Origin of the sequence: Lysinibacillus sp. S1 (genome assembly GCF_044986265.1) — a bacterium.
GTDB classification, from domain to species: domain Bacteria; phylum Bacillota; class Bacilli; order Bacillales_A; family Planococcaceae; genus Lysinibacillus; species Lysinibacillus capsici.
This window is the reverse complement of record NZ_CP173154.1, coordinates 218,257-238,086: the sequence shown is the minus strand read 5'-3', so window position 1 is coordinate 238,086 and position 19,830 is coordinate 218,257. Positions and strand designations below refer to the sequence as shown.

Genomic DNA, 19,830 nt, shown 5'->3' with positions numbered 1-19,830 from the left:
TTTAATTCATAACGGGCGGTGCTGTCTCTTCAGGACTAAGCTCCCGAATAAGTACTGGTACTGGATAATCCACACCATCTTGTTGCTCTAAGCGAATCGAATACATGGATTGTAGAGCCTGGTGATCCTCTTCACGGAATGTCATTGTCCCTTTTGGTGTTTCAAAGGACATACCTTCCATAACGTCGATTAACTTGTTGGCGTCTGCATCCCCATCCGATTGTTTCAATGCCTCCACAATAGCAATCGCCGCAGACATGCCGCCAGGCGTAAATAAGTCGGGCACTTCATTGAAACGTTTTTGATGTTCATCTACTAACCATTGATTGACATCATTTTGAGGAAGTGTATGATAATACACCGAGAAGCCTTCCATCCCAACCAATGGATTCATAAATTGAAGCGCAATAATATCCGGTGCACCCGTCGAAATTTTAATGCCCTTTTCTTGAATTTTAAGATCTGCAATTTGATTCCATGGTGAATTTGCTCCTGCCCAAACCACAAACAAATAGTCTGGCTTCGCATCAATCACTTTTTGCAAATTGGAAGTAAAATCTGTTGCAGCAGGATCTGCATACTCCTCTAGTACAATTTCAGCCCCTAATTTCTCCGCTGCCGTTTTAAAGGCATTCACACCATCCCAGCCAAACGAATAATCTGGCGCAAATGTAGCAATCTTCACACCTTTGCCTGCAATAGCCGCTGCTGCCGCATAGGCATCCTGTGATGAATTACGACCTGTTCGGAAAATATACTCATTGAACTCTGAACCTGTAATACTGTCAGCCACTGCAGGCTCTACCACCATAATTTTTTCATACTCCTCGGCAAGCGGTAGAACAGCGAGCGTATCACCCGAGCTTGAAGAGCCCACTAAAAAATCAACCTGATCATCTTCTAAAAGCTTTGTCGCTTTTTGCACAGCCACCTCTGGCTTTGTTTCGGTATCCTCATATACAATTTCTATTTTCTTACCATTGACCTCCATCGTGCCCCCTGTTGCATACTCAATTCCTAAATCAAATCCTCGCTGCGTCTGCTTCCCATATGACTCAAGCGCCCCAGTTAACGATGCAAGCACACCAATCTTAATTGTGCCGCCTTCCGCAGTAACCGCCTTCGCCTCCCCATCAGAAGAATCCGCTTCCGTTGCGCCGTCTTTCGTATCCCCATTACAAGCCACCAACACCACAGCCAACATCACTAAAAGAAACCAATACCACTGCTTCCTCATCCCATATCCCCCTTCAAAATAAGCTCCCTAGAAAGCGCTTTCTTGCTATGACAACACTATATAAAAGTCCAGTTACAAATTAGTTACAAGCTAGATAGCTCAAATATGAGCCACCTAGCTCTGTCCCGAAAATGGAGCGAAGCAGAATGGCAACTAAACAACATTTCTTAAAACAAAAAGCAAGAATGTTTAGAAATCAACATTCTTGCTTTTTAGAGTCCACATCTATTTTTCTTATAATTTTTTTCTCATTCACTACTGCATTTAATTGCAGTGATACATCGGATTCTTGTTGCTCTTTTCCTTCCGCATAGCTTTATACCCCTAAATAAGATGACTTTTAATCGTACGCTTCATGATAACCATTCTTGTTTCAACATACTATACAATAATGAATCTCGCCAAACGCCATCTTTCATTAACATGTTTTCACGTAATATTCCTTCCTTTGACATTCCTATTTTCTCTAATACTTTGGATGATCCAATATTTCGAGGGTCGCATGTTGCATAAATACGATGGAGCTTTAATGTTTCAAAGCCGAAAGTCATCATCAATTTAGCACTCTGCGTTGCTATTCCCTTACCCCAATAATCAGGGTTCACGATATAGCCAATTTCCCCGACTTCATTTACAAAATCCCTAATCATGATTTCTACCGCACCTATTAATGTTTCTTGATGAATAATAGCAAAAACATATCGTTCCCTTGGTGTTTGTGTTGCTTCATCGAGAGCATCCTGAATGAATTCTTTTGTATCCTCTTCTGAATTCGGTCCCCATGTTTGATACCTACAAACAACCTCCTGAGAGGCATATTTATGCACATCAACCCAGTCTTGCTGCCTGAATTCTCTTAAAAATAATTTATCATTTGCAAGTATCACTTTAATCCATCGCTCCCTCTACACGATTCAACCATTCACTCATCAGCTCGGTAAACAATTCAGGTTGCTCGATCTGCAAATTGTGGCCTGCTCTATCTAAAATGGCAAAGCTTGCTCTGGGAAACTTCTCTAGAAGTGAAAACGCGTCCTTATAGCCAACCACAGAATCTTGTTTACCCAGCAAAAAGAGACTTGGCTTATCAAAGGACTTTTCGTCAACGGCAAAGGAAAATCTGTAGCTTTGCTGAATTTTTTCTAAAAATGTCTGATCTGCTAGATTACACCCTACCAACACCTCTGTTGAATAGCGCTCCCAATTATAGGCATTTAAGACAACTTGATTAGCCATAAAATCATCTTGCTCCTGCTGACTTAATGTTGATAAAAAAGCGGTGTCTGCTTGTACAATACAATGCGGTGGCACCGTACGTTGTTCTTTTTCAGGAATGATGAGAGGGCAAATAAAGGCAGTACCTAAAAGTTGATCCACTGATTTCCTCATAATACCGCGCGCTAAATAGCCACCATAAGATTCACCAACCAACAAGTACGATTCTTGTGGAATGATTGTGTGTATCAATTCGATAATCGCTTCTAGCATTTCATCCGAGTTTTGAATTGATGAATAGTCTGTTGTTTTTCCCATTCCCGGAAGATCCAGATAAATACGTTTCCACCCTTCACGTTTTTTAAAAACAGGCTCCATACAGCCCTTCATCAAACGATGATCAGGAGAAAAACCATGTAGCATGATGATAGGTATCCCTGTTCCAATTATTTCGTAGTAAATTTTCGCTTTATTTGTCTGACAAAATGGCATTGTTGTTCCTCCAAATAGGTTACATTTTTTTCTAGTTTATATTAGACTACGCCACTGTTGGAGCGAGTTGACATGGTTTATGAGCGGCTATTCCCTTAATTAGAGCGCTTTGTCTACTCTTAGGAGCGGGCCTCCCCTCAATAGGAGCACTTTCATATTACTTAGGAGCAGTTCGAATCACTTCGCTTAGCCTAAACAACACTGACTAACCCATTATCAAGTCATAGACCGTCATGGTGGATTCCATCGGGGTTGTGTTTAGCTCCTGTTGTAATTGCTGGACACATTTTTCATACCATTTTAAGGCAAGAGAACGATTATGGAGTTGGTAGTGGCTGTACATGAGCAGGCGATACGCTTCTTCCCAGAGTGCATCCTCACGTAGCATCTTTTCTGCGAAAAAAATGGCTTTTTTATATTGCTGTTGCCTTGTTGCATTTTGTGCTAGTCGTTCCAAGACTTCGATATATAAAAATTGTAGCTTTTCACGGTCCTGCGTTAGCCAGTCGATTTGCTTTTTTTCCGCATAGAGCGCATCCGTATAGCTCGCTTCCGCTAATAAGAGCCACTCATTGGACAGCTGTGGATCAAATTCGTCGATTCCTAAGCTGTAATAATAGTGAAAACGTTCAACATCAATTTGGAGAAAAGCAATATTTTGTAACTGATACATATTATTTTTCCGCTGAATGAAAAAGCTCTCTTGTCTTGCATGTCGTTGCGGCTCCAACACTTTAAGTAACGTATTTAACACCACCTTAAAATCACGATCCAAGGACTCGACACTACGATCTGGCCATAATGCCTGTGCTATTTCTTCCTTTGGTGTAAAGCGATGGCGATGGCAATAGAGATATACGAATAATTCCTTTGATTTATCACGTTGCCATTCTTTGTCTTCTAGCTTTCGTTGTGAACGAATTAAATTTAAACTCCCGAAAAGATTTATCTGTATTTCATCATGCGGATAACTAATACTATCCTCGACCTGAAAATAATTTTGCAATGCTAATATAGCTGGATGCTTCATCTGGCATTTTTGACTAAATTGCAATAGCTCGTAAAAAACCATTCGATTGCTCGGACCAAGTATCGTTGGCCTTTGTAAGAAGTATTCATAGCCATTTGAGACACATAGTTGTGCAAACTGTTGAAAATACTGTTGAAACGGCTTCTTATTACACTCTTTCAGGGCAATCATTGATTGATAAAATAAGACATGCATCAAGCCATTGCGATCACCGCACTCCTGAAATAGTTGCTGTGTCTTCTTTAATAATTGCTTCGCTCTCCCTATTTCTTGCTCAGAAAGTATTATTTTTACTTCTGCTAAAAGAATAAGCGCTGTCATCCAAGCATCTTGAACTTGCTCCGTTTCCTGTAAGCCCAGTGCTAAGTATTTTTTAGCCGCTACCATATCTCCTAACAAATGTTTGACAATGGCTAACCCCATATATGGCTCCGCCTTCACACGAGAAATATTAATGGCATTCATGAGGGTCAACGCTTTTTCATAGGCTTGACATGCCCCATAATGATCTGGAAAATCCATTAACAGCAGGGCATGAGCCTTTCTGATATAGCCAACCGCCTCTATGAAAATAGACTTCTCTTTTTTTCCTCTTCGAATGCCATGCTGGGCAGCATACCAGGCTTCTTTGCCTTGACCTAACAGTGCATAAACGAAAGCTGCCAGCAGTTCACTTTCTCGATGGGTTGCAACAAGCTGAGGCGGTAATTCAAGACGCTGCGCTAATAACTCCTTAGCCTCCCGTAGTTGTCCTGTTCGTAGTAAAACACGTACATCAACATTTGCTCGCTGTATGACATCCTCTGGCAATGCGACGTCCTCCATAAAGAGCTGTGCACCCTTGGCCTTCCCTAGATTCACTAAATTTTCAGCGTATTGCCGTTGAAGTTCTAGTAATTCCTCTTTGCGCAATGGTGTATGTTTCGCTAGCTCTAATGCTTTCTCGAGATATGGCTCTGCTAAAGCAGGTTGAATGGTGTCTAAGTAAATATGGGCTATCCCAGCTTGTGACTTTGTCATAAATAGGTGATCCCGCTGCTGCTGTGCGAGGATTGCACATTTTTCATAGGATTGTTTCGCTTTCTCATAATAAGCTCGGTAGCGATGACATTCACCCTCAAAATAATTTAATTTATAAAATTTATCTTTTTCCCGTGCACTAAATCGATTGATTTTTTCGAGCAACCATTCAAATTGACCAGCCCGTACGATTGATTCTGCATGAAGCTGTAGGAGCTCTCCGCAAAAATGATGATCATTCGTTTTAAAGGCATGATACAGGACAGCTTGAATATTTTGATGTTCTACATAATACAATGCTGCTTGTTTATGAAGGTCCGCATGTTGTGTTGGATACTGTCGCCATTTCATTTCTAAAAATCGACTAAACAATGCATGAAAACGATAGAAGCCATCTGTTGTCACAGGTTGGATAAATAAATGACGCTGAGTTAATACATTCAGCATTTGCGCAATCTCAGCGCCATAAAACGCTTTCAATAGCTCCGCAGAAAAGGTAGGAAAAATCGCTAATTTTAAGATGGTCTCCTGCTCAGTAGCAGTCATCCTACTATAAACTTCCTCTGATAAATATGTGAATAGCTCATTTGTGGGAATCGTCAGCCAATGATCTAGCGAAGCATGATGCCATTGCTCTGCCAATAAGGAAATGCTAATGGCCCAGCCTTCAGTGATCTCTAATACTTTTTTCATTTCAGCCTCGGATAAATGTACATCTACATATTCTTCAAAAAACACCGCAATCTCCTCAGTTGAAAATGCCAGTTCGTCCTCTTTTATAACGAGCCATCTTTTTTGTAGTTTTAATTTCCTCATAATATCCCAATTGGGTAGTATTCTGGAAGCCAAAATAAAATGAATGCTGGGTGGAGCAAATTCAATGATTTTTTCCATGAAATAATTAATAGGAAAAACATGATCTACTAGGTGAAAATCGTCAATCACGATGAGAAGAGGCTCGTCTAGATCGCAGAGGCAATTGACAAAAAGCTTATACCATCGATTGAGCTCATCCATTTTTGGAAAGCGCGATAATTGGTTCCACCCATCAAATGTATGACCAAAATTCGGTACGACGCGCTGTATACTAAAAAAGAGGTGCCTCAAAAAGGGTAATAAATTATCATCTTCATCAGAAATACTATACCAAGAAAACGTACTTGATTCGGTTGCAAGAAATTGAGTTAGAATGGTTGTTTTACCGTACCCTGCTCCACTATGCAAGAAAGTACAAGTATGATGATGACTTTTCTTTAGCGTTCGCATTAGTGTTGCTCTATTAATACAATGCGTGGATGGATTGGGGGCCATACATTTTGATTGAATAATAATATCTGCTGTCATATAAACATAACCTCCATATTTTGTAAGGTTACAAAAATTTCTACAAAAATTCAGATTATTAAATTATTGACAGTTTACCATATTTTTTATGTATTTTTATAGATTTTATCCCCATTTTTTGTTTGAGGGATGGAAGTAGAATTTAGTGGGTATTTTCTTCCCAATTTTAGTATCCTGTTATATTACTAAAATTTAGAAGGAAAGTGGCTAAATGAACCGCCTTTAAATATAGAGATTATACGAGTTCCGATTATAATGGAACTGCTTTACCGAGCAAAGGAATTTGAGTGAAGTATGGATATGTGGTTATTGCAATTCCAAAAGACTTAGTACCATTTATGAAAGAAAATTTAACAGTGGCAACTAGCAAGGCTATTCTTGCTATAAAGGAAGCATTACTTCATTTTCCCACACAATACGCCTCCATTTTTATTGATCAAGCAGTCTTAGAATTTGGCATTAGACATGTAGATGAATCGTTTCATTGGCAACCTACTTTAGCAAAAAATTAGGCTTAAAAAAATTCCCGATTATCAACTCAATGATAATCGGGATTATTAGCTACGTTTATAGTAATTCTTTACGTAATTCAGCAGCTGATTTTGGCGAAAGTAGGCTGAATGGGATATCAAATACTGTTTTCGCCCCTTTATCACCCGCTTGACTTAAACGGTGTGCTGCACGTGCATAAGCCACTAATACGCTAGATGTAAAGTTTGGATTACTGTCCAGTTTTAATGAGAATTCGAGAATTTGTTTATCGTTTGCACCACTGTCACCACTGCGAATGACAAAACCACCATGTGGCATACCAGTATGATTTGCTTTAAATTCATCTTCAGAAATGAAGTTCACTGTTGTGTCATATTCATCGAAATAGTTAGGCATTGTGACAATTTCTTGTTCAACCTTTGTTGCATCTGCACCTTCTTCTAATACAACCCAACATTCACGTGCATGTTTTTCACGTGTTGTTAGTTCAGGGTTTTCACCGTTACGAACTCGTTCTACCGCTTCTTTTATCGGTAATGTGTATTGAACAGCATTTTTTACGCCTTCAATACGACGAACAGCATCTGAATGTCCTTGACTTAGGCCATCGCCCCAGAATGTATATGTTGTACCAACTGGTAATACTGATTCTCCAAGTAGACGATTTAAAGAGAATAGACCTGGATCCCAACCAACTGAGATAACAGATACTTTACCAGATTTTTGTGCCGCTGCATCTACAGCATCGAAAAATTCAGGAATTTTCGCATGTGTATCGAAGCTATCAATTGTATTAAACCATTGTGCAAAATGTGGACCTTGCTCTGGTAAATCTGTTGCAGAACCACCACATAAAATCATAACATCAATGTCGTTTTGGAATTTTTCAGCGTCATCTACTAAATATACGCTTGCATTGCTTGCTACGTTTACTGTTGAAGGATCACGTCGTGTGAACACTGCTACTAATTCCATATCTGGATTTTGTGAAATGGCATACTCCACACCACGTCCTAAATTTCCATATCCTACAATACCTACTCGAATTGCACTCATTAAAAATTCCTCCTAACGATTTCGCGACTTTGTGAAAACTTTCACGTTAAATCTAATTACAATAATACTTCGTGTTAGAAAAATTCACAATAGTTTGAGTATGAGTTTTTTAAAAAGAATTTATATCAGTTTTCTATGGTTTTTATCCCATAATGGTATGAATACGGTTACAAATCACTAAATTTTCCATGAACCTTAAAGTTATTGTAAAAGCCTTGTAAATAACGGCTATTTTCCCACTTAGTCTTGTACAATAACTGTAACGACAAAAGGGGGCATGTTGAATGAAAAGTACTGGTTACTCATCAAGCACAGCATTGGCACAAGGAGAACTACTTGCATTCCATATGACACAAAACTCAATGAACAAGCATAGTGAATCGATACAAAGTGGCAGTAAGCAACAAGGAGATTTTCCAACAAATAATCATTTATGTATCGGTGTTTTACCTTTTGACGTTTTAGAAAACATCCCTGACCTCTCCATCCAAAAAAACAAGGTAAATGAAGTGGACTTTTACCATAGTGGTAAGGATATCGCTCGCTGGTTAATTAAAAAAAGTGAATACAACAAAAATGGATTTGACTTCATTTAAAGAAGTCAAATCCTTTTTAATTTATAACTTATAAAATTGAATTAATTCCCTCAGCTGATCTGCACTAATAGACAACCTTTATGGAATGGTTGTTTTCATAGTACTTCCTGTGCCAGTTGTGCGAGACGATTTTTATCAATAATTTGGTAGCCTGTCTTACGCTTTTCCAATATCCTCTCTTCACAAAACTGTGCCAAGACATATAGTAAATGGCGATAAGAGACCCCTAAATATTCGCAGATTTCCGTATGTTTTTCCTTGTAGACACCTTGGTCGGCTGATAATTGGATAAAGGCTGCTAAGCGATTTTCCAGCGGATAGGCCTGATTTTGTGTATATTTAGATGTCATTTTTGTCGCTTTTTCCCCTAAAAATACACAAAGTCTACGTAAAAACAAAGCATCCGCAAGTAACTTCTCCTTACATGACTGTGTAATCGAATAGCAAATTGTTTTGGTGACGGTTTGTATCCCCTTTGTATACCTAGCCTCGTTTAACAATTCAATTTCCCCCATAAAAAGAGGAGCCTCTAGGTATTCAATAAGTGAAACCTTCCCATTTTTATGTGTCATATAGAGCTTCGCCTTTCCTTCTATCATGTAATACACGGTGTCTGGAAAGGAGCCTTCCTGGAAGATCCACTCCCCCTTGTCAAACTGGCGGACTTCTAAATAGGGATTGATATCAAATGAGAAAAAATCATCAATCGGATATTTTTCAAGATAATGGGTACGGGCTTCAGCTGTTAAAATATGCATTTTTTACTCTCTCCTATAAAAAATATGAGATATCTCACATTATTGTAGCGATGAACATGCTATTATTCAACATAGTTAATGGAGGTACGGAAATTATATGAACAATCAACGATGGCTTTCTCAGAATTTCTTTACATTTTTTATCACTTGGGGCATTTTCTTACCCTACTGGACAGGTTGGCTGGTGGATGCGAAACATCTAACCGTCTCGCATGCAAGTGTAGTGATGGGCTGTGGGCTCCTAGCTCGTGCCACATCCAATCTCTTCTTCTTCCCAACACTTGCAAAATACGTACACAATAAACGACTCATTACAATTTTAGCAATAGGCTCGTTGCTAACTGCCTTGCTCTATATTCCAAGCACAGGCTTTACAGCATTATTAATCGTGACCATTTTATTTAGTGTTTTTTACCCAGCACTATTACCTGCTGTGGAAAGCAGTGCCGCTACGCTTGTGCAGTATGGCAATATTCATTATGGTAAAAGCCGTTCCTATGGTTCATTTGGCTTTGTCATCGCTGTTTTAATTATTAGTATGCTGACAGGCGTTTTTGGAAAGAACATCATCTTCTGGAGCATGATTATAGGGTTGGTGGGCATGTTACTTATGCAACAATTAGCAACACCAAAGGAATTACTCGTAGTACCAACAAAAGAACAGCGTGCAAAATCATTGTCGATGAAAACACTATGGACTATCAAAGGCTTCCCGATTGTTTTATTCATCGTAATCTTGCTACAGGGTGCACATGCCTCCTATTATAGCTACGGTTATATTTATTTAGAAGATTTACAGGTTGATCCATTCTATATGGGTATGATTATTAATATCGCTGTTATTTGCGAAATTCTTTACTTTATGAAGGCTGATACGTTATTGACGAAATGGCGCTCATCATCCTTATTACTCTTAGCAGCGAGCGGCTCTTCCCTACGTTGGTTACTTATCTTTTTGTTCCCAAATGTCTGGGTATTTATCGCTTCTCAAACCTTGCACGCACTATCCTTTGCATTAGCCCATTTTGCCTTTATTCGCTACTTAACAAAAGCGCTACCAAAGGAACAAATCCCCAATGCACAAGGTTTATACTCTGCATTAGCTATGGGCTTAAGTACCGCCATCCTTACATTTTTAGGTGGCTATTTATACGAAATATCACCAGGTCTGTCCTTCGCAGCCATGCTCATTTGTACAATACCAGCCATCGCTATTTTGCTAATGACACGCAAAAAATATCAATATTAAACAAAAAGCAGGTGGAGAACTTCCCACCTGCTTTAATTATTTCGGATAATAGGAAAAACCAGGATATTTTACAACCGGCCATTTTTCTTTTCTGAGAGCCTCAAGCAGCTCAGGACCGACCTGTAAATTACTTTGCACCAATTCTGTCGGCGTTAACGCCATCCATTGATTTAAGGATACATCCTGGAATCGATCACTTTTAAACATTTCTAAAAACCATAATGGCTCTGTTCCAGTATTTTCAATATAATGCCCCGTCGCAAATGGGACATAGCCAACATCTCCCGCCCGATAATCAAATGTTCGAGCCGTTCCATTCCCTGTGAAAACTGTCATACGGCCTTTTCCTTGCAGATAATATTGCCATTCATCGTTGTTAGGATGCCAATGCAACTCCCGCATCGCCCCTGGCTCAATTTCCACCAGTGCAGCCGCGATATTTTTAGAAATTGGGAAATTAGTCGAATCGACAATGCGCACACTGCCTCCAGGTGTTTTTAATGGAGGCTGTGCCAACAGACGATGTTTAAAGGTTTGCGGAACCTCCCCATATGGAGATTGCACTTTCTGAGAATCAATTGGCCCCGGAACCCGATCCTGATAAATATATACCTGTTCACTCGGGATGTGATCGAAAGCATGAATAGGAACCCCAAAATTCGCTGATAACACTTCTTTTGGCGTATGAGCAAACCAATCTGAAATTGACAGTGTGTTCAGATCGGAGAAATGCCCATCATCAAATACTAATAAGAATTCACAGCCATCCTCAAGTCCTTGAATGGAATGAGGAATGCCAGGTGGAAAATACCATAAATCACCGGGTCCCACATCCGATATAAAGTTACAACCATTCTGATCGACAGCTGTAATGCGAGCATGGCCAAGCAGCATATAAGACCACTCTGCCTGTCGATGCCAGTGCAGCTCACGTACGCCCCCTGGTGTCAAACTCATATTCACACCCGCCAAAGTCGTAGCAATCGGTAATTCACGAACCGTAATTTCCCGTGACCACCCACCTTGATTTAAGGTCATATGCGTGTCTGAAAACGAGAATCGTAAATTTGGAATCAAACCCGCATCAGTCGTTGGTGGCACTAGCATATCAGGATTTTCTAAGTCCCTCATAATATCCCGTGGTCCCTTATCCACCCCTCCAGCCCCATCACCTCGAATAGGCTGAGGCACCTGAAAATAACCCGGTGGCAAATTTTCCAATCGTTCACCTCTTTATGTTTGTAATCAAAATAAAATACTTCTATTCTTCTAAAATGTATGGATACACAGCTTGGATTATTCACTTTCTTTTCTGGCAGTGGGTTGGCTGACTAAGCATAGATACTTTATTGAGAGAGGAGCTTGCTATATTGATCACTTTTCGCTAATTTTCGAGCGGGTTCTTCAGTTGTTTGATCACTTCTCATCTACTTTGGAGTGGATTCCTTACTTGTTTAATCGTTTCTCAACCACTTTAGAGCGGGTTTCTCACTTCTTTGATCACTTCTCAACCTATGTAGAGCAACCTTCTCTCGTTTCCCTAACTTCAGGACAAGCCCTTATTTACTCTTTCGTCCAATAGCCTCCWCCGCACATTCATGTAGGATTTGTAAGCCTTCCNTKAATTCTTCATAGGTTGCATAGGCGTAGGATAGACGAATATGATGATGATCTTGTGGATCATAGATATAGCCGGGATTGATTAATACTTGCCGCTGCAACAGCTTCATAAAGAAGTCTTTATCTACAAGCGGCTCATGAAACTTGAGCCAAATATAAAAGCCTCCCCTTGGTTTGCTCCAATTCGCCACATCTGTAAACTTCTCCTTTAAAAGCTGTTCCGTAAAATCGGCTCGCTCCTGTAATTGTTGACGTAATCCTGCGAGATGCTTTTCATATTTTCCTGATTGCAGCCAATGTAGGACAATTTCCTGAGAAATGGCACTTGAGCCATAGTCTGTTTGCATTTTTATATCGGCTAATCGCTCAATCACAGTGGTTGGACCGATGAGCCAGCCAATGCGTAGCCCTGGGCTTAAGGTTTTAGAGACGCTGCCAATATAAAGAACTTGCCCGCTATTATCCATGGCCTTAAGCGGCGGTGATGCCTCTTCAAAAAGCAATTCATGATAAACATCATCTTCTACAATCGGAATCCGTGATGCCTGACAAGCTTCATACAGCTGTTCTTTTTCTTGTGTTGTCCATACATAACCTGTTGGATTATGTAAAGTAGGAATGGCATAAAACACGGCTTGTTTCTTTCGTTTCCTTTGCGCTAATGTTTGAGCAAGCTGTACATCACGTTCAATGCTAATCATTTGCATGCCAACTGACTGAAAAGGGTGAACAGAATTTAAATAGGAGGTTGGCTCCTGAAACACAATAGACCCTTGCTCTAATAAGCCAACAGCAATCAATTGTAGTGCCTGAAGTGCACCTGAAACAATACAGACGTTTTGAGGCTCAGCGGGAATGCCTCTTTTTTGAACATATTTACAAATAGCTTTACGAAGCTGATCATTACCTTGTGGCGAAGAGTAGCCTAATGCTTTGGGTTGAAAGGATAGCTCTCGCAGTGAAGCTTCTATTTCCTCGGTAGGCAACAAACTGGGTGCTAGCTCTCCCGTTCCTAAACGAATTACATCCTCGCGCTGTTCGTATTCGTTAATTAATTGGATGGTGTGGTAGTTTGGCTTGTGGATGCTTGTTTCGATATAAGTTTGCCAATTCGGCTGTGTTTGTTGGATTAATGCATGCCAGGAATTGTGCGTAACATAAACACCAGAGCCTACCTTTGCTTCAAGAATGCCCATTGCTTTTAATTCCTCCAAAGCCTGCTGAACTGTGCTACGATTCACATCGAACTGCATGGCCAGCTGTCTTTGGGTAGGTAGTTTTGTCCCTGCTGCCCAGTCTCCTCGCTCCACATTGGCTGTTATCCACTGTACAATCTGCTGCTGTAATGTATTATCACTTCGTCTATTCGGCTGCCAGCTCATGTTCCTTCTCCTTCCATGCAATGAAATTGGGTGGATAAAAAACCATCCAATTGGTCGTTTTCTTTTAGTTATACCATATCTMAAATAAGTAAAGAAAGGAGGAATGGTCATTGGAAGCTTTTCTTCATGGGATCATTTTAGCATTTGGACTCATTTTGCCATTAGGTGTACAAAATGTTTTTGTTTTTTCACAAGGTGCTACACAACCAAGTTTATTACGCGCTTTGTCAGCAGGTGTGACTGCTGCGATCTGTGATACACTGCTTATTCTACTTGCGGTATTCGGTCTGTCATTAATTGTTCTACAGTTTGAATGGTTGCGTATCACTTTAATGACTATTGGTATCATCTTTTTACTTTACATGGGCTATAGCATTTGGCGTTCAAATCCAGCAAACACTGAAAATAGCGAAGCATTGCCTATAAAAAAACAAATTCTCTTCGCACTCTCTGTGTCACTTCTAAATCCACATGCTATTTTAGATACAATCGGTGTTATTGGTACAAGCGMATTAAAATATAGTGGAACCGAGCAAATAATGTTCACTGTTGCTTGTGTGTTCATTTCCTKGCTATGGTTTTTCGGTCTCACATTGACTGGCGCCTCGTTCAAAAAACTAGACGGCTCTGGAAAATTGATGCGACTATTTAATAAATGCTCCGCCGTCTTTATTTGGGCCACAGCATGTTATCTGGCAAGTGGCTTATTTTAACGTACATAGAAAAAGCTCAGGAGGTAACCCTGAGCTTTTCTTTTATAGAGAAACAAATAAAGTGAGMTTTTCATTAAACAATGCCGTCTCAATGGATTTTGCATGAGACCATTGCTCACCATAATGAATAGCTTTGACTAATACATTTTCTTGTAATAAAGCTTCGTGCTGCTGAATCATGAAAAGTACCCCTGCACTACCATTAAAGGCAATCGATACATATTGCGCCACTGGTAGCTGCCATTTTTTTCGTGCATCTTGTATTGTACGAATTAATTCTCGTATTTGCCCTTCTTGTAGTAAGCTCTCTGTAAGTTGAACATTCATCAAGACACGGCAAGTGCTATCCTCCGCTAAAATATAATGGTCCTTGACGATTGATTCAGCTATTACATGTTCTCTTAATAATGTTAGCTGTTGACCGTCCATCATGAGATCCACAGTTTCATAATGTTGTAGCCTTTGTTTCTCTTCCTCTGTTAATGCCAACACATACTCTTTTACTTGATGAACCTTTGGACCAAATGCCGCTCCCGCTGTTTTAAAATTCAATTTATAATGCACGCTTTCATAGGCTGAAAAATCATGTGTCCATCTACAAGCTTTGATGTTTAACTCATCTTGAATGAGTTCGCTATAGGCTTGGTAATCCGACAGTTCACCTTTTAGGGCAACAATGAGTTCACTTAAAGGCTGCTTGACCTTTATTCCCTGACTATTGCGAATGCTACGTCCAAGTTCCACAACTGTTAAGACCGTTGCCATTTCTTGTTCAAGCTTCACATCCACTAGTTGATCGTCGAATAGTGGATATTCCTCAAGATGAACACTTTTTCCAGATAGTTGACGGTAGATATCCTCTGCTATAAATGGTGTAAACGGTGCTATTAATTGACAAATGGATGTCAGTGCCTCGTAAAGTGTGCTAAATGCACCTCGTTTATCTGCTGTCATTCCATTTGCCCAAAATCTAGCACGTGAACGACGTATATACCAATTGCTTAACTCTTCCACCAATTGACCAATTTCCCTTGTAGCCTGTGTAAATTGATAATCATCCATAGAGGTTGTGACAAGCTGGATAGTGTGATGTAAGCGGGACAATATCCAATGATCTAGCTGTGAACCGGTACCTGTATTTGTAGCATCATACGTAAAGTTATCGATTTGGGCATACATGTCATAAAATTTAAACGTATTGTCGAGTGTATCCACTAGCTTAGATTTCGCATCTAAGACAATTTTCTTCGAAAAACGCTTTGGATTCCATGGTGAGCTATCAACTAAAAATGCCCAACGTAGAGCATCTGCTCCATACTCCTGGATTAACTCAACAGGCTCTAATGCATTGCCTTTACTTTTGGACATCTTCTGTCCATGCTCATCGAGTACATGCCCTAACGATAGCACATTTTTATAAGGTGGTTTTCCTGTAAACAAGGTCGATACTGCTAATAAGCTATAGAAAAATCCTCGCGTTTGGTCGATGCCCTCAATGACCACATCTGCTGGAAACAGATGATGAAAGTTCGTCACGTCTTCAAAAGGRTAATGCTGTTGGGCAAATGGCATCGAGCCACTGTCAAACCAAACATCGATAACTTCAGGCGTACGTTTCATGTTGCCCTGGCAGACAGGACAGGTAAAGACAATGGCATCTATAAATGGCTTATGCAGCTCTAATTGTTCATTGACAGCTCCTTTGGCTAATTGTTGTAGCGATGCAACACTGTTAGGTGCCTCCTCATGATTGCAATCCTGACAAATCCACACATTGAGTGGTGTTCCCCAATAACGATTACGACTAATATTCCAATCCACTAAGTTTTCTAGGAAGTTGCCAAATCGTCCATCCTTAATATGGCTAGGGTACCATGTCACCTGCTGATTATTTTGTAAAAGCTGCTCTTTTAATGCCGACATTTTGATAAACCAGCTATCTGTTGCATAGTACAATAATGGTGAATCACAGCGCCAGCAATGCGGATAGCTGTGCTCATATTTTTCTTTAGCAAATAAAAGCTCTTTTGCTGCAAGCATTTTAATGATATCGACATCACATTCTTTCACAAATCGTCCAACAAGCTCAGCTACCGCTTCTGTATAACAGCCTTTAAGATCAACTACATTGACAAAGGACAAGCCATGTTGCTGCACCGTTTTATAATCGTCCTCTCCATAAGCAGGTGCTATGTGTACAATTCCTGTTCCACTATGCTCTGTCACATAATCTGCCATGACAATGATATGCCCTTTATCGACGGTTACATAGGAAAATGGTGATAGATAGGAAACACCTGCAAACTCCTGTCCGTCATGCTCACTTAATATTTCTACAGGCTCTGAAAAAACCTTTGATACCAACGATTTGGCTAGTATATAGATGTTGTTTGCATGCCTTACACGGACATATCGAAGAGCAGGATTCATAGCCAAGGCTACATTGGCTGGTAATGTCCAAGGCGTCGTTGTCCAACCTAAGATATATTCGTCTCGATCCTCTAGCTTAAACATTGCAGTAACGGATAAATCCTTAACATCCTTATAGCCCTGTGCCACCTCATGAGAGCTTAAGGAAGTTTGACAGCTAGGGCAATAAGGTGAAACGCGATGTCCTTTGTATAACAGTTTTTCCTTGTGAACATGGCTTAAAATATGCCACACAGATTCAATATAGTCATTACTTAATGTTAGGTAAGGATCATCCATGTCAAGCCAGTAGCCAAGCTGCTCTGTAAAAGTACGCCATTTTTGCTCATAGGTAAAAACGCTCTTCTTACATGCTTGAATAAATTGCTCCACCCCATAGTTCTCAATCTCCTGCTTTCCTGAGATTCCTAATGCCTTTTCTACCCCTAATTCCACAGGCAACCCATGTGTATCCCAACCTGCTTTGCGTTCAACTAAATAGCCTTGCATTGTTTTATAACGTGCCACCACATCTTTTATGGTTCTACCAAATGCATGGCCAACATGTGGTAAACCATTCGCTGTTGGGGGTCCCTCATAAAATACAAAGGGCTGCTGTTCAGCACGATTACTTACGGATTTGGCGAAGGTCCCTTCTTGCGCCCATAATGTACGAATCCTTGTTTCTCGTTCAACCGTTGTTTCTTTCTTTTGTACTTTCTGCATATTAGTTCCTCCTATACAAGCAAATTTGTATAAAAGGCATACAAAAAACCCCGTCCCAAGGAAAAGGGACGGGGTTAACCGCGAATACCACCCTAATTCTATTGACACGATGGCCAATAGCACTCAGCAACGTACAATCATACGTGTTCTTTTTAACGGTAGACACCCGGATTAGCTTACTCCATTCAGCTAATCTTCTCAGAGAGGATTTTCATGTAACACCTGCACACCGACTTCCACCAAATGTCGGCTCTCTGTAGAACAAAATGAAACACTACTCTTTCTCATCAACGAATTTGTATGCTTTTATTGTCCTTCATCTTAGCAAATTACCAATTGTCTGTCAACGGTGGACAATCTTAAAAAATTTCGTTGAGACAAGTGGCAATACTTTAATGGAGATCAGCATATTGTGGCTGTTGAATGGTTTGAATCAAAAAGCTCTTCAGCAATGTTTTACTATTGAATAGCACGAGAATGTCTAGCTTCTTGTTAGTGAGATTCCTTTACTATTTTCATTTCTACGATATCCTTATAATCAATGAATGGCTGAGCGTCATCGTTCCCAATCGACTGTCTATATTGAACTTCTACTCGATCACCAACTGATAGTGTTTGCGGGACATCCACTAGAGGGAACCATGTACCATTACTATGTTTTTGCACTAATTCATCGACAGATTTTTGCCCAACCTCGCTAGCCAAGACGCCTGAGACAACTAAAAATTCATGTTCCTTGATCGCTAAGACCGTTCCACTTCTGATGAGCTTCATTTGGCTGTCCTTTTCAGGGATTTTATATTTTTCTCGTAAGGAAGCAATGTCTTTATGATAATGTTGTTCTAAATAATTCATGGCTTCTTGCTCGACAAGCCATGTACGAATGGGATTACTTACATCCTTATAATCGGCTTGGCTTGCCTCCCATAACAAGTCAAATGTAGCCATTTTATAGGCAATTGGCTTGCCATAGTTCTCTATAAACCCTTCGTTTGTGACTTGCAACATTTGCAGAAGCTTATCATAAGTTGGCCGAGTATCATCCTCATAGCTCCACTCTTCCATGAACTGTTCGAGTGTCTTATCTATTTGCTCTTGTGTAGGTACTAGTTTTTTCGATTGCGCATAAGCAAAGGTCGATTCAAAATATAAAAAATTATCAAAGCTTGCCTTATATAAACGATTCTTTCCGTTCATAAAAGAATCAAGTTGTAAATATAGCTCTAAAATCCGCTCATCTAATACGGGTGGAATAGTAGAAGCTTGCTGTTGTTGTTCATTATATTGCTGATATATAAACAGCCCTATGCAGACACTTAAAATCATAGCCAAAACACCATATGGCCAGCGTTTTGCAGATTTTTTTTCTTGGCGTTGCTGTAAATGCTGAACCACATTTGTCATCACACGCTTTTTACTTTCTGATAAATCCCTTACTACGCGTGCATCCATTTTACTCATGCAGGAGCACCTCCCATTCAACATGCTGTAATTGTAGCTTCAATAAMTCTCGMCCACGACGTAGCCTTGTTTTGACKGWGCTTTCAGGAATCGTTAACAGCTCTGCAATGTCTACCACAGACATTTCTTCAAAATAAAAATGTATAATGACCTCTCGCTGTTTGAAAGGGAGAGCTAGAATCGCATTTTCAATCAAAGTACGTTCATCTTGCTGTACAAGCATATCTCTTCTCATAACGGTTTGCTGCGGAAAAATCTTCTGTTGCACTTGAATTTTCCGATAGGTCCAGCTACGTAAATAATCTTTACTTCGATTACTAACTAATTTTGATAAATACGCCTTTAGCTCCCCACGTTCCTCATAGTTTTGCTGATTATCATAGAACTTAATAAAGACATCCTGTACGATATCTTCAGCACTTTGTAAATCTCTCACATAGTAAAAGGCAAGACGAATAAGCCTCTCTGTATGCTGTTCCATTATTCGTTCCAGTTCATGAATTAGCAACATTCTTCCTCCTCTCTACCCTATAAACGGTGCTCACGGCTTCGAGGTTTGCTTTTTTTGTCATTTACTCCAAATCATTGTCAGCAAATGGTGTAATCACTTGTTTTTCCGTTGAAGATAACACGATATTAGTAGAAGGTGTGCCATAGGGCATAGCCGCATCAATAAATTGTTCTAATGTTTCTACTGAATAGGTCGCTAATTTAACAATATAGCTAATTTCCCCAGCCACTCGATAACATGCCAAAACATCAGGATGAGCATTACAAAATGAAGAAAGACTTTTACAATCAATGGACTTAAATAAAATAATGGCTTCAATCGTACGCTCCATCTTTTTCAGATTTACCTTTGCATGATAGCCCTCAATCACACCCTGCTCCTCTAGCTTTCTGATTCTTTCAATAACGGCAGGAGAGGATAAATGAACGGTAGTGGCTMATTCCTTYATASARATTTTGSMRTTTTGCTGTAACTKCTGTAATATTTGTGTATCAATATGATCCATGGTCCTTCAACTTT

General features: G+C 39.9%; 16 protein-coding genes and 1 other annotated feature. Of the genes, 4 read left to right on the top strand and 12 right to left on the bottom strand.

What is annotated here, in order from left to right; all coding sequences use genetic code 11:
- Window position 1: 1 nt before the first annotated feature.
- From ACHZEU_RS01220 to ACHZEU_RS01205, 4 genes are all read right to left on the bottom strand, one after another.
- The gene (locus ACHZEU_RS01220) at window positions 2-1,237 is read right to left on the bottom strand and encodes a substrate-binding domain-containing protein (RefSeq protein WP_279495159.1); all 1,236 of its coding nucleotides are present in this window, start codon (window positions 1,235-1,237) and stop codon (window positions 2-4) included.
- A 353-nt stretch (window positions 1,238-1,590) separates the two neighbouring features.
- A complete protein-coding gene (locus ACHZEU_RS01215; RefSeq protein ID WP_279495160.1) occupies window positions 1,591-2,124 on the bottom strand; it encodes a GNAT family N-acetyltransferase in 534 nt (177 codons plus the stop codon).
- Window position 2,125: 1 nt separating this feature from the next.
- Window positions 2,126-2,944 carry an alpha/beta hydrolase gene (locus ACHZEU_RS01210; RefSeq protein WP_279495162.1) on the bottom strand — a complete coding sequence of 273 codons (819 nt, stop codon included), beginning with the start codon at window positions 2,942-2,944 and terminating at the stop codon, window positions 2,126-2,128.
- Window positions 2,945-3,149: 205 nt separating this feature from the next.
- On the bottom strand, window positions 3,150-6,338 hold the full coding sequence (locus ACHZEU_RS01205) for a BTAD domain-containing putative transcriptional regulator (protein WP_279495163.1): 3,189 nt from the start codon (window positions 6,336-6,338) through the stop codon (window positions 3,150-3,152).
- 302 nt (window positions 6,339-6,640) lie between these two features.
- Between ACHZEU_RS01205 and ACHZEU_RS01200 the strand changes: the two genes are divergently transcribed.
- Window positions 6,641-6,850, top strand: a complete 210-nt coding sequence (locus ACHZEU_RS01200; RefSeq protein ID WP_279495165.1) for a hypothetical protein — start codon at window positions 6,641-6,643, stop codon at window positions 6,848-6,850.
- Window positions 6,851-6,905: 55 nt separating this feature from the next.
- Here the strand turns inward: ACHZEU_RS01200 and ACHZEU_RS01195 are convergent, their stop codons facing one another.
- The gene (locus ACHZEU_RS01195) at window positions 6,906-7,886 is read right to left on the bottom strand and encodes a diaminopimelate dehydrogenase (protein ID WP_009371727.1); all 981 of its coding nucleotides are present in this window, start codon (window positions 7,884-7,886) and stop codon (window positions 6,906-6,908) included.
- 284 nt (window positions 7,887-8,170) lie between these two features.
- Between ACHZEU_RS01195 and ACHZEU_RS01190 the strand changes: the two genes are divergently transcribed.
- Window positions 8,171-8,482, top strand: a complete 312-nt coding sequence (locus tag ACHZEU_RS01190; RefSeq protein ID WP_048393103.1) for a hypothetical protein — start codon at window positions 8,171-8,173, stop codon at window positions 8,480-8,482.
- A gap of 95 nt (window positions 8,483-8,577) precedes the next feature.
- Here the strand turns inward: ACHZEU_RS01190 and yeiL are convergent, their stop codons facing one another.
- On the bottom strand, window positions 8,578-9,240 hold the full coding sequence (gene yeiL, locus ACHZEU_RS01185) for a transcriptional regulator YeiL (protein ID WP_279495168.1): 663 nt from the start codon (window positions 9,238-9,240) through the stop codon (window positions 8,578-8,580).
- A 97-nt stretch (window positions 9,241-9,337) separates the two neighbouring features.
- On the opposite strand from yeiL, the gene ACHZEU_RS01180 reads away from it, so the two are divergent.
- Window positions 9,338-10,489 (top strand): MFS transporter, encoded by a 1,152-nt coding sequence (locus ACHZEU_RS01180; protein ID WP_279495169.1) that lies wholly within the window; start codon window positions 9,338-9,340, stop codon window positions 10,487-10,489.
- A gap of 36 nt (window positions 10,490-10,525) precedes the next feature.
- Here the strand turns inward: ACHZEU_RS01180 and ACHZEU_RS01175 are convergent, their stop codons facing one another.
- Window positions 10,526-11,710 carry an oxalate decarboxylase family bicupin gene (locus ACHZEU_RS01175; RefSeq protein WP_404803921.1) on the bottom strand — a complete coding sequence of 395 codons (1,185 nt, stop codon included), beginning with the start codon at window positions 11,708-11,710 and terminating at the stop codon, window positions 10,526-10,528.
- Window positions 11,711-12,048: 338 nt separating this feature from the next.
- Window positions 12,049-13,491 (bottom strand): PLP-dependent aminotransferase family protein, encoded by a 1,443-nt coding sequence (locus ACHZEU_RS01170; RefSeq protein WP_404803920.1) that lies wholly within the window; start codon window positions 13,489-13,491, stop codon window positions 12,049-12,051.
- 110 nt (window positions 13,492-13,601) lie between these two features.
- Between ACHZEU_RS01170 and ACHZEU_RS01165 the strand changes: the two genes are divergently transcribed.
- On the top strand, window positions 13,602-14,204 hold the full coding sequence (locus ACHZEU_RS01165; protein ID WP_404803919.1) for a LysE/ArgO family amino acid transporter: 603 nt from the start codon (window positions 13,602-13,604) through the stop codon (window positions 14,202-14,204).
- A gap of 42 nt (window positions 14,205-14,246) precedes the next feature.
- On the opposite strand, the gene ileS is transcribed toward ACHZEU_RS01165, so the two are convergent.
- From ileS to ACHZEU_RS01145, 4 genes are all read right to left on the bottom strand, one after another.
- Window positions 14,247-17,339 (bottom strand): isoleucine--tRNA ligase, encoded by a 3,093-nt coding sequence (ileS, locus tag ACHZEU_RS01160; RefSeq protein ID WP_404803918.1) that lies wholly within the window; start codon window positions 17,337-17,339, stop codon window positions 14,247-14,249.
- 61 nt (window positions 17,340-17,400) lie between these two features.
- Window positions 17,401-17,639 (bottom strand) — a binding site (T-box leader).
- Window positions 17,640-17,831: 192 nt separating this feature from the next.
- Complete coding sequence (locus tag ACHZEU_RS01155) at window positions 17,832-18,800, bottom strand: DUF3221 domain-containing protein (RefSeq protein ID WP_404803917.1); 969 nt, start codon at window positions 18,798-18,800, stop codon at window positions 17,832-17,834.
- Window positions 18,793-19,311, bottom strand: coding sequence for a sigma-70 family RNA polymerase sigma factor (locus ACHZEU_RS01150; RefSeq protein WP_404803916.1), 519 nt, complete (start codon window positions 19,309-19,311; stop codon window positions 18,793-18,795). Before ACHZEU_RS01150 ends, ACHZEU_RS01155 begins: the two co-directional genes overlap by 8 nt.
- Before the next feature lie 61 nt (window positions 19,312-19,372).
- Window positions 19,373-19,816: an Lrp/AsnC family transcriptional regulator gene (locus ACHZEU_RS01145; protein WP_404803915.1), complete on the bottom strand. Its 444-nt coding sequence runs from the start codon at window positions 19,814-19,816 to the stop codon at window positions 19,373-19,375.
- Window positions 19,817-19,830: the final 14 nt, after the last annotated feature.